Below are 15,176 nucleotides of genomic sequence, written 5' to 3'. Positions count from 1 at the left end.
TTAATCCAAAATCCTGGAAATCAATCCAAAATTCTTCTCAGCTTTTTCCTTAATCTGCGGCATGGTTTGCGTTAACTGTTCTACCACCTCATGCCGTCGCTTCCAAGCACTCTGAATCATGGCACAGGTTTGATCTGCATCCAAGAATTCCTGGAATGAAATCACCAACCCTTTATGATTGTCTCCCAACAAATCGGCCATAATGCCTTCTGCTTTAACGGAATAACCGATAGGAACGGTGCAAACACAGCTAGATAGACCGGCAATACAGGCGTGCATTCGTTCTGCAATTACCATGTCACATGCGCCGATCAGTCCTTTAAACTCGCTGGCCGAGTGGTTACCGCCCGCCAGACAGACTCTTGAATCAAACCCCAGGGTGCGCAGAAGGTTGGTGGCCAGGATGCGATCGTCGTTGCGATACTTAATTTCCTGGACGTGGGGCACCAGCAGCACCTGCGCGTCCAGGGTTTCTAGAATCGTTTGAATAATTTGACACCAGGTGTTTAGATGTTGATCCTGGTTTGCTCCGGTGTACTTGGTAATACCCTGGCTGGGTGCCACTGCAACAACGGGGCGATCGTCAGTGATGCCATAAAAGCGCAGCATGGCTTTGCTCAGTTCGGCTGGAGGCGGCGTCAGCAAAAAGGCAGGGTCGGCAGTATGCTCAACGATCGTCTCTGAGAGACCCAGTTCCTTGGTGACATAGCGGTAAGATAGCGCTTCGCGAACGGTCACCAGTGCAGATTGGCGGGCAACCTCAAGCCATGCGCTTGCCTCTGCCTCGGTTTTAAATGGGCCAATAGAATGAGCCAGAAACACAACGGGTATTTTCGCGTTCAGCGCGAATTTGAGCGGCTTCAGTTCTTGTTCTAAAAAGGCCAGCCCATAGTCTGAACTAAACACATCTCCACCGGAGGCAATCACCACGGACGCATCTTTGACTAACCCATAGTCTGGAGCCAGCGGTGTGTAAAATTTGGAGGCTTTTGCGTACAGCAAGCGCTTCCAGTCCAGGGAGTTTTTGCGGCCAATGACACTAACATTGTCGTGGTGTAACTGCACCTGATCGTAGTCTGGTGTTTCACTCAAAACATCAACTGTGAGGGTGGGTTGGTGGCGAGTGAGCTGTTCTACAGTGACATCAACCATGGCCTCGACCCCTCGATTTCGTAGCCCGGTGATTCCTGTAATGACTGCTTTCATAGTCAAACTCCGATAGTGGTTGATAGATTCCATTGAGCAATGAGCCAGATGAACGCTAGCCGTGGTGGCTCTTCAACGTCTGCTGCTCTATTGAGGGCAGGTTAGTGCAGGCCGTTAAACATGGGCTGATGGTTTAACCGCAACCGCGTGTTGACGAGCAAGGTAGCCCGATGCCAACCTCACTCACCGTTACGGTAGAGACTCAATGTGTCAACGGCAGCAAAATGCTCACGTTTGGGACAGCCAGACTGAAGCCGTTCGGATTGGCTTTTGCCCCACACCCTGAACCGTATGCCTCTCAAAATTCCATGCAGCCAGTTAGGCCAGAAGCATTATCTAACCAGCATTACTTCGCTTAACGGCTTGCGCGGAGATTGGGCAACCGTCAACTCGTCTGGTAAATGACCAACGGCAATCATCATGATTACGGTTTCAGACTCTTTAATGCCGGTTGCTCGCTTTAAACTGCGATCGGCCCAGCGCTCGACGCTCCAATTCAAACAGCAGGTGCCCAACCCAAGCGAATGCAGCGCATACACTAAAGACATGGCAAACATGCCGCCATCAATCCAGGCTTGATATCGCTCTCCGATGGCAACGAAATGATTTAAATCGGAGACGACAACCAGTACTTTGCTGGCTTGGTCGCCAAACCCTCGATTGCCGTTTTGAAAACTCAGAGCTTTGCGTTTGGCCTCGTCGTCGCTAAACACATAGACTCTGGCCGACTGACGATTACAAACGGATGGCGTTTTTTGCGCCATGATCACCGCTTGCTCGATCAAGTGCAGTTCAACCGGATCGGGCGCAAATTGCCGAATGCTGTAGCGCGATTGGGTAAAGGTCGCAAAATCGATGGCGGCGGCGTTGAGGATCGACTGCTTCGTGACGTGGGCGATGCCACCTTGATTGGTGCGAGGGCGATCGCTGGCAATAGCCTGGTTCAATGCTGCGATCGCAACGTTGAGCGGCTGGTCGTCAATGCCATGCGTTTGATTGAACTGATAGTACGCTGTCAATGTGTTGATGGCAATCTGGCAGGTTTCATCCAGGCCATAGGCGGTTTGGTACCGTTTCAAGTTGGTCAGCAATCGTTGAATTACATCACGACCAAACCCAATTTTGGGTTCTCTCAGCGCCAGTCCTTTTTCGATGCGATGGTAATCCATTGTAATGACGGCTCTAAGCTTGGTTTGCGTATCGAGCCGATCGCCAACGGCAGACCATTTCAAGAACTGCCTGAAATCGTAGATGTAGTTGGCGCTCAGTGCCGGTACCGATAACGCCGTTGGAGCAACGCCTAAGATGCGAAGAATGTCTTTGACATTAGACGATAAAAGAGTCCCTACTGCACGCTTCAACATTGCTTTGACCGCGAACAGACCGTTCCCAGAAGGCGATGCTAAGTCTGTTCTGCTGTCAGATCTTAGCCCTGCTGGTGAATTTGACATTCAAATTACTCCTTACAAGTTGAGCTTTGATTCAACAAGCAAGCCGTCATCAACACAGGGAGGGAAAGTAAACTCTAACTCGGGAAACATGCGTCTTTTTTGGGCGGATAGTTTCCTGCTCTTGTCCATTAACTTAGCACATTAAGCATTGTGAGAATGTCTTAACGGCTGCACACTTCAGCCGATTTATTGTAATACCTCAATGCTGGAGGATGTCGTTTGTAATGGATGCACACAGATAATAAAAAAGCGCCTTATTCCAACGAAGAGAGGGCGCTTGTATAAATGAGGAGTAGATGAAACCAAAGGGTTAACGCCAGATTGTTCATGGCGATGAAAATCGGGTAGGTTCATTGAAAGCGATCGCCGCCATGAATGACACTGTGCAATCGTGATGCCTGGTTTGGGCGAGCCATTTAAACGAAATGTAAGCACTGAATGACCTGATAGACAACGGTTGGAGGTAGAGTACCTGAATTACACCTGAATACAGACTCCAGCAAGCTTATCTGGCAAGGCTGGAGCGATCGCCCCCTATTTTTGTAGAACAACCTCTTGGTAGCTACCGGACTTAACCACCTGCCCTTTCTCCATCAGGTAGACACAATCGCAATGTTCGACGGTTGAGAGCCGATGAGCAATGATGATGAGCGTTTTTGTCCCAGACAACGCTCGAATCGCTTCACTGACCAGGTATTCTGTTTCATTGTCCAGTGCAGCGGTTGCTTCATCCAGTACCAATATTTCTCGCTCATGGTAGAGCGCCCGTGCAATGCCAATTCGTTGACGCTGCCCACCCGATAAGCGCACGCCTCGTTCACCAATGTCGGTTTTTACACCCTGCGGCAGTTCCGCGACCAGTTCTTCGAGCTGAGCCGCTTGAATTGCCTTCATTAAGCGATCGGAGTCAATCTGTTCGTCTGGCACACCAAAGGCAATGTTTCGTTCGACGGTATCATCCGTCAGAAAAATAGTCTGCGGAATGTACCCGATTAAATTCTGCCACGAGCGCAGATCGTTATAAACAGAGACCCCATCTACCTGAATGTCTCCACTTTCGGGAGTCAACAGCCCCAAAATAACGTCCACTAATGTTGTTTTTCCAGCACCCGATTTACCAATTAAGGCGATCGATGACCCTTTGGGAATCTCTAACGAAACATCTGTAAGTACCAGATCTGTTCCTTTGGGATACCGATACGCTACCTGTTTCAGCTCAACTCGATGCTTGAACGCCATGATGGAATGCGGGTCGGCATCCCGATAGTTCGCTGAGTGACCGTTGGTTTCCAGGGCAGACTCAAGCCGGGGATCAAGTTTCTCCTGCTCTATCTCCTTCAAGTCGTGATAAAGCATATCCAGAGAATAGCTTGAGTTTCGCAATCTGCCGATCGCCTGAGTAAACTGGCTGGCGGTTGGAATTAATCGCAGCGAGGCAACGGCGAAGACCCCCATCACAGAGGTAAAATCTTCCATGCCATCGCCCACAAAAAACTGATAAATGACAAAGATAATGACAAAAGCCACCAGCGTCGTTTCAATTAAAATTCGAGGAATAAGCTGAGAACTTTGAAAACGAGTAGCGGCACTCTCGTACTTCAAACTGTGCCGATCCATCTGCTGCTGAAAATAGGTTTCGCAACCAATGACCCGCGTTTCCTTTAGCCCACCTAACCCGTGGTTAATGGCACGAAGCATCTCTTGCTGCGCTTCAGAGGCAATTTTGCCCCACCGCCTGAACTTGTTGCCCATGCTGTAAAACAGCACGAAGGTGGGAAGTAAGATCCCCAGAATCATCACGAGGAGTAACAGGTTGGTTTGAGCCAACAGCAGCAGCAACGCAATGATCACCACTAAGTTGGCGGCACTTTCCAACAACGGCTGCAAGCAATTCAACGTAAATTGATTGGTTTCTAGAATGATATTCTTAATTAAATTAGCCGTATTTCGGCTCAAATGAAACGGATAAGGAACAATTAAGTAGGCTTTTAATAAGCGAGACATTTGCTGTCTCTTTTGATCAAATGTGTATCTAAATATGTAAGAACGAACCAGAAAATAGGAAGCAGATTTAAGACAAAAAAGGAAAATAATTCCAACTCCCAGAAGCAGAATAAACTGGTCGGTCGATTGTAAGTTTAACGCTTCGTAAGCCCATGCCAGATAGGCTTGATTGAATACTGCATCGGGTTCGGATGCCAAGTTGAGGAAAGGGCCAATTAAACCAATTCCTACCGCTTCAATGACCGATGTGAAGATGAATAATAGCGAGAGGAAAATCAGCTCTCGTTTTGTTCCTGTTAGAACGTATAGGACTTTGGCAAGATATTTGATCATTTTGCTTCTACTGACAACCTGACAACATTAGGGTGAGTGAACTGGCAATACCTGAACGGCTTCAGCTTCAAAATATTGCTATGTAGATGCCAAGAAAGGAGCACTGATTCATTAAATAAATATGACGAAATACTGCTCAAAAAGTTCGGCCTTGATTAAAATAGTTGCTAATGGAATGGCGCGATCGAACAGCGGTATTCAGTCGGCGATTCTAAAACGGCTGTCACGACTCGGTCAGTCTTGAGAACCTTGAAATTAGATACTCCTTGAAATTAGTAATTCAACGATAAATTCATCGAACAGCAATGGTGGGATGAAACTTCCAAAACATCTGCTTGAGATGCTCCTCTAAAGGTTGTTTAAAACGTACTAAGTATGCTGCATTCACCTCCTGAGTTCGTCCAGGCCGGGGGGCTTTCGAACTGGCTCTGTTGAAATCTCCCTCTTTGGCTGAGCGCTCAAGTCGAAGCCCCAGGGTTGGGGGATGGCAATGCAAGCGACGTTCAGCTTTTATCAAGCATTCTCTTAGAGAACCTCCAGAGAATGAGCGGCGGGTGTTGAGTACAAACCATCATCTGCAACCGATCGGCGGCAATGGGGTGAGTTGCTCCGGTTGAGCGCCTGAACCACGCTTGACTATGAGGAGCCATAGCCTGACATCCAGGAATGAGCAAGGCTGAAAGACCAGTTTACTCACTCTTCGTAGTATTACTTAACTTTCTCGTCAGATCCTAGTCAAATTCATGAATTTCCACTAGCAAAACGGCGGTTCTTCACTAAAACTTTGCAATTAATTCTCGCCACACGTAGTTGTTTTTGCTACCAAAATAGCATCAATGGCGCTTGCCTGTGCGTTTAGGCTTTGGGGCATCCTGCCAGCTTGTCTTCCAGGGTGGGCGGATCAACGGATTGACTGGCAAAACGCTGCCATCCGCTAAACGGCCGAAGGGTTGCCAGCTAATCAGAGGCCGCTCAACCTAGCGAAACACGTTAAACAGGAAATTGAGTGGGCTTAAGACCCGACCTACAAAGTCCAGGACAGAGGATGTTCGGGTTTCAGGAACAATAACGACATCCCCTTCCTGTACCTGGAAGTTATCGGTCAGGTTCCTCAAATCAATCACCTGCCGATCGATCTGGCCTTCTTCATTCAAGCGAACGTAGACCACCTCGCTGAGTTTGGCATCGCCCGTGGGGCCACCCGCAACCGCCACTGCGCTAGAAATGGTGCTGTTGGGCGGAACCTGTACTTCTCCGGGGCGAGTCACTTCACCCACCACCCTGACGCGAATGGTGTCGGGTGCCAGACTCGATCGCGCTACTAATCGGCGATCGAGCGTTTCACCTGGCTCTAATCGCGGTACAAACAGCGAATCTCCATCTTGCAGAACCAGACTGGGGGGTGCGTTTTCTGACCACAACGCATCCCATAAATTGATCGTTGACGTTGTAGAATTGCCGCCCGGTAACGTACGCCGTACCACAACCTGGCGGATATCGGCACTTTGGGTCACTCCACCCGCTTCTACCAGGGCAGAACTAATCGTAGGGGAGCGATCGACCGAGTTGTTGGTGCTACTGCCGACCTGGTTGCTAATGGTATTTGTGGTCAAGCTACGCAGTTGCACTGGCCCAGGCCGCTGCACCTCACCCGCCACGTTTACCACCACCGGGCGCAGCGTACTCAGGCTCACGGTGACGGCTGGGTTCACCAGGAACGGGCTTAAACGAGCGGTCAGATCCCGTGCGAGCTGATCAGACGTGCGCTGGGATGCCGGGACAGAACCAATGAGCGGCAAGGTAATCGTGCCATCGGGCAAAATTACTTTAGAGCCAGTGTATTCCTCATAGCCAAACACGCTAATCTCAACCTGGTCGCCGGGTCCCAGCACATACTCCGACGAAATAGAACCCGACGGGGCTGGAGCGGCCTGTGGCTGAGCCGGGTTGGTTTGAACCGTGCCAAATTGAGAAGGCTGTAGTGCGGGTGCTGGCGGTTGAGCGGGTGCGAGTTGAGCCGGGTCTATTGGGGCAGGTTCAAGCGCTGAGGCTGAGCCAGGAACCTGAGCGAGACCGGGTAGCTGAACAGCCAAACAGCATGTCACAGCTGCCGCGATCGATCGCGTCGTCTGTCGAAGACCAAACGATTTCGGCATAGCGTGATTTTCCTTGGTAAAACGATAGAACGGACTGGGTACACACCCCTTCAGGTGTTATTCTTTCGGCACAGGCATGTTAGCCGCCTGAAGTTCCTCGGGGCTGGCTCCGTATTCAGTGGTGTAGTAGAAGTAGCTATCGGGTTCGCTGCGAACATCCACCCCGTTCGCGACCGTACCCAAAACATGTTGATTCGATTGAGCCAGCAGATTCTTCGCAGCAGTAGCGCTAGCCGAATCGACCACACCCGGACGCATCACCAACAGCAACCCATCGGTCATGCGGCCTAAAATCAGCGCGTCGGCACAGCCTGCGATCGGTGGAGTGTCGATAATGACATAGTCGTAAGTGTTGGAAAAATACTCAATCAATGAAGCCATGCGCTTAGAGTCGAGCAACGCCACCGGATTGGGAGGCATAACGCCGCTTGGCAGTACGTGCAATCGACCACCAACGTCTTGAATCGCTTCACTCAACTTGTTTTGACCGACGATGACATTACTTAACCCCACCCCGTTATTTACATCCCACGCCAGGTGTTGAGTCGGCTTACGCATATCGGCATCAATGAGCAGCACTCGCCGCCCAACCTGGGCGATCGCCGCTGCCAGGTTAGCCGAAACCTCAGACTTGCCCTCACGAGGCACCGAACTGGTTACAGCAATAACCTTAACTTCTCGATCCGAACTGAGAAACTTCAGGTTAGCTTGCAGCATTTGATACGCTTCTCGAATCGGCGAGTGCGGCATATCCCGAATGATGATACGAACTGCACCCTGTTCCACATCTCGAGCCGTCACGCCCGGTTTGCCCGAGCGGCCAAAGGCAGGAATGACACCCAACAGAGTGTAGCCAAACAAATCGCGGCCTTCTTTAACGGTTTTAATCGAGCGATCGGTCAAATCAAGCAAGAAGGCTGACGCTAGACCCAGCAGCAAGCCTGCCGTTCCGCCCACGGCCAGATAAAACTTTTTATTGGGCGCAATTGGTCCTCCCGGCACAATCGACTCTGCCACAATGCTAGCGTTGCCAACATTCTGGTTCTCAGCAATTCGAGCTTCATCCAGTTGAGACAGCAGGGTTTCATAGGTCGTCTGAGACGCATTAAGTTTGCGTTCCAGGTCGCGCTGCCGCCGCTCTAGCTCTGGTAGGCTATTGGCTCGACGTTCATAGGCTTGCTGTGCTTCACTGAGTAGATTGATGCGTCGGGCCAGCCCCAACCGCTGAATTTCGGTTTGCACATATTCAGCAATCAGGTCGCGCCGCAGATCGCCAATCTGGATGCTGCCATTGCTCGGCTGCTGGCCGGATGGCAATACGTCTTGTACCCGCTGTTCTAGTAGGGCGTTAAGCGCGTTTGTGCGGTCTTCTAGCTGAGCAATAATGGGGTGAGACGGCTGGTATCGAGTTCGCTGCACTTCTAGTTCCGTTTGTGCTTCCTGGAGCGATCGCAGCGCTTCCGCTACCCCCGGAGACTGGCTGAGCGCACTGATATTAATAGCCTGTGCGGCATCCAAACCAACCTGCCGCCGCAGTTCGGCAGCGCGGGCACCTACGTCACCCAATTCAGACTGCGCCTGGGTAATGGCATCGTCCAAATTGCCGATCAGTTGGACGGCTTTACTCGCTTCCTCATCCAGGGCAATCACCTGATTTTGCTGTTTGAACTGCTGCAAGTTAGCATCTGCCGCCTGCAACTCTTTCTCGGTTTTCGGTAGCTGCTCTTCGATAAATTCTCTGGCTGCTCTGGCTTCCCGGCGATTTTCCTCAATGTTGTTGAGGCGATAGACTTCCATTATTTTATTGACGATCGCCGCTGCTAGTTCGGGGTCGGTACCCTGGTAGGATACCTGTAGAATGTCGGTTCCGGTTAACGGCGAGACTTTCAACCGACTGGATAACGTTTGTGGCGACATCAGTTCGCCCTCTTCATTGCGGATGTCCAGGGCCTCAATCGTGCGTTCGGCAATATCCAACGACTTGATAATCTCGGCCTCAGTATCAAGAGGGCTGTTGTTTGAACTCAGGGCTTTTAGCTCGCCTGAACCTTGATCAAACCCAACCAGGGCAGAGGTACGATCGATCTTCAACCGCAGCCTACCTTTTGCTTCATAGATAGGGTCTTGCATAAAGGTTGCTAAGGCAGCCAGGGCAAAAACCAGCCCAAATATGCCTGTGGCTGGTAACCAGCGCCGTTTAAGCACCAACCAGTATTTGGTGAAATCTAACTCTTCGGAGAACTCTCTAGATTCCATAGGAACATGACCGAACGAGTGGGCAATTAGCAGAAGGGGTGGAACGGATGTGGTGTGGCGATCGAAACTCAGTATTATCGGAACGCAAGTTCAGTTGTTTTTCTAGCTGTTTTTTTAGCGAACGTGAGGAATAACATCTGACATCTACTATACTGATCGACCCGGTAGATTCGACCTGCGTTATGGATCTGACGATTCGCCTAAGCGGGGGTGGTTGATGCTAATACAGACACAATAATAGCTGTCTGCCGATTTTGACACTCTATTCGTCACCTTAGGAATTGTGCCGTCAATCCTCAACTTGGACTAAGGGGTTTCATTGTTTGATGACCATTTCACCCATTATGTTCCTGCCTGAAACAAATTGCCTATAGTTTTGGCAAGCGCTGGCCTGTGATTTTAGCCGGAATTCGGGAGGTGGATTGGTTCGCATCGGGGGATGGCGGTGGCGGTGGCAGTGGTTCGGGCGGTGCAGGCGGTTCTTCCACGGCCTCCGTCGGCGGTGACGCTTCCGGTAGTCCGTCTGTGGGGATGGGGCTTACCTCGTCAATCGGCGAATCGTTGCTGGGCGATCCCTCAACCGACGGGGGAGTGGGAGGTTCTTCCAATTCGTCCTCGCCATCCTCGCTGTCCTCCAGAGGCACATCCGATTCGGTTGTTTGATCGATCGAGTCATCGGGCACTGGCTCAGTAGTCGGCGTTACCCGCTCAATCCTTGGGCTGGGGCGAGGGGAAGGAGAGAACTCCGGTTCACCGTCAGGTTGAGGTTGAGGGCGCAACAGCGCCGCTGCTAACCCGGCCAACACGGCGGCGGCGATCGCGGCAATTGTCCAGATCACCCATTTGTTGCTGCGAGACGGAGGCGGTGCTGTATCGGGTGCGGCATGAGACGGAGGCGGAGCCGAGCGTACCGGACGCTGGGGTTGCGGTTGATAGCGAGGGGACACGGCTACCGTTGCCGCTGAGGTTATCGACGGCTGACTCTGGGAGGATGACCGACTCACTACAGTACTATCTGGCAAAAGATCAAGCCATTCGCTGATGGTGTTCGGTCGATATTGTACGTCTAGCGCCATGCCTCGCATCACCGCCTGGTTTACCGCCGGACTCAAGTCGGGGCGCAGATCGCGCGGGGTGGGCATTGGCTGGCGATCGCGCAAAATAGAGGCCACCGGAACATGAGCCGTTAACAGGGCATACAGCGTGGCAGCCAACCCATAGACATCGATCGCCGGAGTTCGCTTGCCGTGAGCCAGATATTGCTCAACCGGAGCATAGCCCATTGAAATCATGCTGGTATGGGTCTGAGCTTGGTCGGCTGTAAATTCTCTGGCAATGCCAAAATCAATCAGCACGGCTTCTTGAGTTCCTTGCCGCAGCATGATGTTTTGTGGCTTCACGTCTCGGTGCAACATGCCGTTGCGATGCACCACCTCTAGCGCGGCTCCGATTTGGCGAATGTAGTGAATCGCCGCTGTTTCTGGCAGTGCCTGATCCGGAAACACTATATCGTGTAGCGTCTGCCCCGGAATATAATCCATGACGGTATACGGCAATCCGTCTTCTTCAAAAAAGTCGCTCACTCGCACAATGTTGGGATGAACGCACAGGGCGAGCCGACGAGCCTCGTCTTGAAATTTTCGTTTTAGCTCGGCATAGTTGGGGTCACGCCATGCCGTTTCGTTCAGGGTTTTGATCACCACCACCTGATCTAACAAATGGTGGGTTGCTTTGAAGGTTACACCAGACCCCCCTCGACCTAATTCCTGGTCGAGGGTGTATTTTCCCCCTTGCAGAGTTTTTCCAACTAATGTGTTCATACGCAGAATGAGCTGACCACGCAGTAACGTTACACAACTGGACAGTCAGCATGACTAATTTAGTCTGCTGCCGCTAAGTTGGTTGCCAGCAACAGCAGCATAACGGCTGCTGCACTTAGCAGTGTGAATAAGGCCAGACTTTCAACAAAGAAGCTGCCTTCGAAGTTGCGCCTAACCACGACTAGCACCCCAACCAAACTCAGGAGAAGCAGGATCGAAAAGGTTTCAATTAACCCTTCAGAGCCGTATGCAATCAGTAGATCTTCATCCATTGCCACACTGCCGTAATTCTATTAATAGTTTGACCGAACTAGACCCTGTTATGTGAAACCGTGCGATCGCCCTGGCGGCACCCCCTTAACGATGGTTGGCTCAATCGGCGGTTGGGCGCGAGTCCATTGCTAATCCTGACTGAAACCCCGCCATTTGTCCACTGCATCAGGGTGAGCGATCGCCATCGGGTATGGTACAAGTTAGCAACTCTCTGCCTCCTTAGCCAAATTAAGTGGTTGGCGGAAAGTAATAGTCCAGCACCGCTCGATATGCCTCGTTCACTTTTTGAGCCTGCTCTTTGCTGCCTCCCGTATCGGGATGGGCGGCTTTCATTGCCTGCTTATAGGCTCGCTTAATTGACTCTAGCGTGATTGGGGTCAATGGGCTAAGGTTGAGCAAAATCAAATAATCTCTCAGCGCTTTTTCCTGCCGCTCTTGCTGCGGGTTACGCACCGTGTCACGTTCCCGGTAGGCTCGCTCTACTACGCTCTCCAGGGAGTCGATCGCCTCTTGTTCCCAACCAAAGAGCTGAAAAATCTCGTTGCGGCGGCTGGGTTGCGTAGCGTACAGCCGCTCTAGTTCAGGTAGCCAGGAATGCTGCGGGTCGTTGGCTGTTTGCCAGAGTGCCTCATAGGCGGTGAAGCCGCTGCGCTGGTAGATATAGTAGCGATCGCCCGTCTGCGGATCAAGGTGCAACCCAAACTGCTGCAAAATATCGGCACCGGCATATCCAATCCCATCGTCGGTGTGAATCAAGTCATAGAGCAAGGCCAGCACCGGGGACAGTTTGCGAACCCAGGCAAATTCGCAAAGCGCGACCCAATCCGGCGTAAAAAACAGCGGAGTCTCGGCATGGGCAATTCGATCGTTAAACAAAAACTCCTCATAATCTCCGACGCTGCCCCAGGCATCCCGGAAGCGGGTTAGCCATTCGGCTTCGGTTTGGGGAATGGGAATTGTTTCTGCTGATGTGTCTTCTGCCTCGTCTATTACGTCCAGGTCGTCCAGGCGTGTGGTGATGTCTTGCAGTTGGGTGGTAATTGTGTCGAGGCGATCGCTAAATTGCAGAGCCGTGGCGCTAATTTGTTTCGCGAGCAGTTGGGCGAAGGTAGCGGTTTGTGCTTCTAACACCACTTGAATTTGCTCGGTGAAGTTAGTCTGCTGGGTTTTTAACGCCGTTTGCATCTGGTGGGTAAATTCGGTGGCCTGCCGTTCAATGCGTTGTCGAACAGCGGTTTCAAACTCAGCCGCCTGAACGTTGAGCTTGCGTTCCACGGTTGCCATTTGCGTTAGCACCTGGTTTAGCAGCGTGTCTAGAGAGTTTTGTTTGGCTACAAGCTGTGCCAGCGTTTCGGCAATGGTAAGTAACGAGTGCGCCAAATCAGGTGCGGTTGACGGCTCTGGCGCTACAGGCTGTTCTAAATCTGGCGTTACATCTAGCTCTGACTCTACAGGCTGTTCTAAATCTGGCTCGATATCCGGTACGACCTCAAGTTCAGGTGAGTCAGGCAGATCAGGCCGTTCGCTGGAGGGCAGGTCAGGGATCGAGGTCTGCGGCTTGGAATAGAGAAACCGTTCTCCTGTTCCTGAGGCATAAACGATTAAGTCTGCGTCGGGGGTAAGTTCGCCCGTGCTAAAGACTAGCGTGATTTCTCCTTTGGTGTAGGCAACTTTGCCGTTGCGCCATCCCTCTACTAAAGGCTCGCATAGCTCAGCCAGGTTAAACGCAGTCGGCTGACGGATCACTCTGCATCCAGTTTTGGTCGCACGCAGATAGCGATTGGCCAGTTCAACAACGGCCTCTTCCACCTGTTCCGCTTTAAGTGTGATGCTAGCCTTCAGAGATTTGGGGCGCATTTTAGCTGATACAGCAGCTAACACTAAACTGCCGTTGTGGTTTCACTGATGAAAACCATCCGTATTGTAGAGACGTTTTGCACCAACGTCTCTACGCCAGGATACAAACTGAGTCAGGCTTCAATCCTGTGCCACGTGAGAAGAGGTCAGCGCTGTTTTAGCCTGGTTTTGCAGCATTAATCCATATTCCAGACCTTCTACTAACGCCTGGTAGGAGGCTTCGATAATGTTTTCAGACACGCCAACGGTTGTCCAGCGCTGATGCCCATTACTGGATTCCACCAGAACCCGTGTTTTGGCGGCGGCTCCGGCGGTTCCATCTAAAATTCGAACTTTGTAATCACTCAACTGGAAGGTGGCGATGACGGGATAGAAGTTCATTAAAGCTTTGCGGAGAGCCGCATCTAACGCCGAAACGGGGCCATTTCCCTCTGCCGCTTCCAGCACGTCTTGCCCTTCCACTGCAACCTTAATCGTTGCGAGCGAATGGCTTTCCCACATCTCCGTTTGCGTCGCCATGTCGCAATGCACCTGAAAGCCTTTGACTTCAAAGAAAGATTGGCGCTGCCCCAGCGCCTCACGCATCAGCAGCTCAAAACTGGCTTCAGCCGCTTCAAACTGATAGCCCTGATTTTCCAGAGTTTTTAGCCGCTGCAAAATTTGACGCGAACTGGGGTCTTGCTTATCTAAATTGATGCCAAAGCTCCGAGCTTTCGCCAGAACGTTGCTTAACCCGGCCTGCTCGGAGATGACGATGCGACGACGATTGCCAACTAGCTCTGGTTGAAGGTGTTCGTAGGTGAGGGGGTTGCGCTCAACCGCGCTAACGTGAATGCCGCCCTTATGGGCAAAGGCCGATTGACCGACAAAAGGAGCGTGATCGTCTGGTGCCAGGTTCACGACTTCGCTAATGAGGCGGCTAGAGTCGGTTAACTGCGCCAGTTGATCGGCACGGACGCAGTTGTAGCCTAATTTAAGTTGCAGATTGGGGATCAGGCTACAGAGGTTGGCGTTGCCGCAGCGTTCGCCGTAGCCGTTAATCGTGCCCTGTACCATCCGTGCCCCTTCGACCACGGCGGTGAGCGCGTTAGCAACGGCGGTTCCGGCATCGTTGTGGGTGTGAATGCCTAGCTGTGGCACCGCCAGACGATCGCCTTCTCCCTGGTTGGTTGGCTGCTTTAGACCGATCGCCTCTACTACCTGTTGAACGATCGCCGTTACTTCGTGGGGTAATGTGCCGCCGTTGGTGTCGCATAGCACCAGCCACTCTGCCCCACCTGCGATCGCGGCTTCCAGCGTTTTGAGTGCATAGTCTGGATTTTGCTTATATCCATCAAACCAATGCTCGGCATCGTAGATCACGCGCCGATTGTGCTGCCGAAAGAATTCGATCGTGTCTTGAATCATCGACAGGTTTTCGTCCAGGCTTGTTTTTAGCCCTTCCACCACATGCAAATCCCACGATTTGCCAAATGTCGTTACCCAGCGCGTTCCGGCAGCCAGAATGGGTTGCAGCATTGGATCGTCTGCCGCCGTTCTGCCGGGGCGACGAGTGGCACAAAAGGCAACGACTTCCGCCTGGGTGAGCGGTTCTTCCTGAAGCCGCCAAAAAAACTGAACATCCTTAGGATTGGCACCCGGCCATCCTCCCTCAATGAACGGAATGCCAAGCCGATCGAGCTGACGCGCAATGCGTAGTTTGTCGTCAATGGAAAGAGATAACCCTTCCATTTGGGCACCGTCTCTTAAGGTTGTGTCATAAATCCAGATGTGGTTCGCAGGGGTAGTCGCTGGGATCATGAGGTTGGAGTGTTAAAGGA

10 protein-coding genes are annotated in these 15,176 nt (G+C 51.7%); all 10 read right to left on the bottom strand.

Annotation, left to right across the window (positions count from 1 at the left end; translation table 11 throughout):
• The 10 genes from IQ268_RS14195 to cimA all read right to left on the bottom strand — a co-directional run bounded on the left by IQ268_RS14195 (position 1) and on the right by cimA (position 15,156).
• On the bottom strand, positions 1–1,206 hold the full coding sequence (locus tag IQ268_RS14195) for a polysaccharide pyruvyl transferase family protein (RefSeq protein WP_193879921.1): 1,206 nt from the start codon (positions 1,204–1,206) through the stop codon (positions 1–3).
• Positions 1,207–1,538: 332 nt separating this feature from the next.
• Entirely contained in the window at positions 1,539–2,570 is a 1,032-nt protein-coding gene (locus IQ268_RS14190) for a nitroreductase family protein (protein WP_228035359.1), read from the bottom strand.
• 621 nt (positions 2,571–3,191) lie between these two features.
• Positions 3,192–4,994 carry an ABC transporter ATP-binding protein gene (locus IQ268_RS14185; RefSeq protein WP_193879919.1) on the bottom strand — a complete coding sequence of 601 codons (1,803 nt, stop codon included), beginning with the start codon at positions 4,992–4,994 and terminating at the stop codon, positions 3,192–3,194.
• 977 nt (positions 4,995–5,971) lie between these two features.
• The gene (locus tag IQ268_RS14180; RefSeq protein ID WP_193879917.1) at positions 5,972–7,150 is read right to left on the bottom strand and encodes a polysaccharide biosynthesis/export family protein; all 1,179 of its coding nucleotides are present in this window, start codon (positions 7,148–7,150) and stop codon (positions 5,972–5,974) included.
• Positions 7,151–7,207: 57 nt separating this feature from the next.
• Positions 7,208–9,406, bottom strand: coding sequence for a polysaccharide biosynthesis tyrosine autokinase (locus IQ268_RS14175; RefSeq protein WP_193879915.1), 2,199 nt, complete (start codon positions 9,404–9,406; stop codon positions 7,208–7,210).
• 368 nt (positions 9,407–9,774) lie between these two features.
• Positions 9,775–11,226 carry a serine/threonine-protein kinase gene (locus tag IQ268_RS14170; protein WP_193879913.1) on the bottom strand — a complete coding sequence of 484 codons (1,452 nt, stop codon included), beginning with the start codon at positions 11,224–11,226 and terminating at the stop codon, positions 9,775–9,777.
• A 59-nt stretch (positions 11,227–11,285) separates the two neighbouring features.
• Complete coding sequence (locus IQ268_RS14165; protein ID WP_193879911.1) at positions 11,286–11,498, bottom strand: hypothetical protein; 213 nt, start codon at positions 11,496–11,498, stop codon at positions 11,286–11,288.
• A gap of 38 nt (positions 11,499–11,536) precedes the next feature.
• The gene (locus IQ268_RS14160) at positions 11,537–11,698 is read right to left on the bottom strand and encodes a hypothetical protein (RefSeq protein ID WP_193879909.1); all 162 of its coding nucleotides are present in this window, start codon (positions 11,696–11,698) and stop codon (positions 11,537–11,539) included.
• A 29-nt stretch (positions 11,699–11,727) separates the two neighbouring features.
• A complete protein-coding gene (locus tag IQ268_RS14155; RefSeq protein ID WP_193879907.1) occupies positions 11,728–13,356 on the bottom strand; it encodes a hypothetical protein in 1,629 nt (542 codons plus the stop codon).
• 120 nt (positions 13,357–13,476) lie between these two features.
• On the bottom strand, positions 13,477–15,156 hold the full coding sequence (cimA, locus tag IQ268_RS14150) for a citramalate synthase (RefSeq protein WP_193879904.1): 1,680 nt from the start codon (positions 15,154–15,156) through the stop codon (positions 13,477–13,479).
• Positions 15,157–15,176 lie beyond the last annotated feature (20 nt).

The organism is Oculatella sp. LEGE 06141, assembly GCF_015207605.1.
Classification (GTDB): domain Bacteria; phylum Cyanobacteriota; class Cyanobacteriia; order Elainellales; family Elainellaceae; genus Oculatella.
The sequence above is the reverse complement of the archived record's forward strand: the minus strand, read 5'-3'. Positions and strand labels throughout refer to the sequence as shown.

What these genes read in the sequence shown, in the direction of transcription:
- IQ268_RS14195 (WP_193879921.1), bottom strand. Translation starts at nt 1,206, where the DNA reads ATGAAAGCAGTCATTACAGGAATCACCGGGCTACGAAATCGAGGGGTC.
- IQ268_RS14190 (WP_228035359.1), bottom strand. Translation starts at nt 2,570, where the DNA reads ATGTTGAAGCGTGCAGTAGGGACTCTTTTATCGTCTAATGTCAAAGAC.
- IQ268_RS14185 (WP_193879919.1), bottom strand. Translation starts at nt 4,994, where the DNA reads ATGATCAAATATCTTGCCAAAGTCCTATACGTTCTAACAGGAACAAAA.
- IQ268_RS14180 (WP_193879917.1), bottom strand. Translation starts at nt 7,150, where the DNA reads ATGCCGAAATCGTTTGGTCTTCGACAGACGACGCGATCGATCGCGGCA.
- IQ268_RS14175 (WP_193879915.1), bottom strand. Translation starts at nt 9,406, where the DNA reads ATGGAATCTAGAGAGTTCTCCGAAGAGTTAGATTTCACCAAATACTGG.
- IQ268_RS14170 (WP_193879913.1), bottom strand. Translation starts at nt 11,226, where the DNA reads ATGAACACATTAGTTGGAAAAACTCTGCAAGGGGGAAAATACACCCTC.
- IQ268_RS14165 (WP_193879911.1), bottom strand. Translation starts at nt 11,498, where the DNA reads ATGGATGAAGATCTACTGATTGCATACGGCTCTGAAGGGTTAATTGAA.
- IQ268_RS14155 (WP_193879907.1), bottom strand. Translation starts at nt 13,356, where the DNA reads ATGCGCCCCAAATCTCTGAAGGCTAGCATCACACTTAAAGCGGAACAG.
- cimA (WP_193879904.1), bottom strand. Translation starts at nt 15,156, where the DNA reads ATGATCCCAGCGACTACCCCTGCGAACCACATCTGGATTTATGACACA.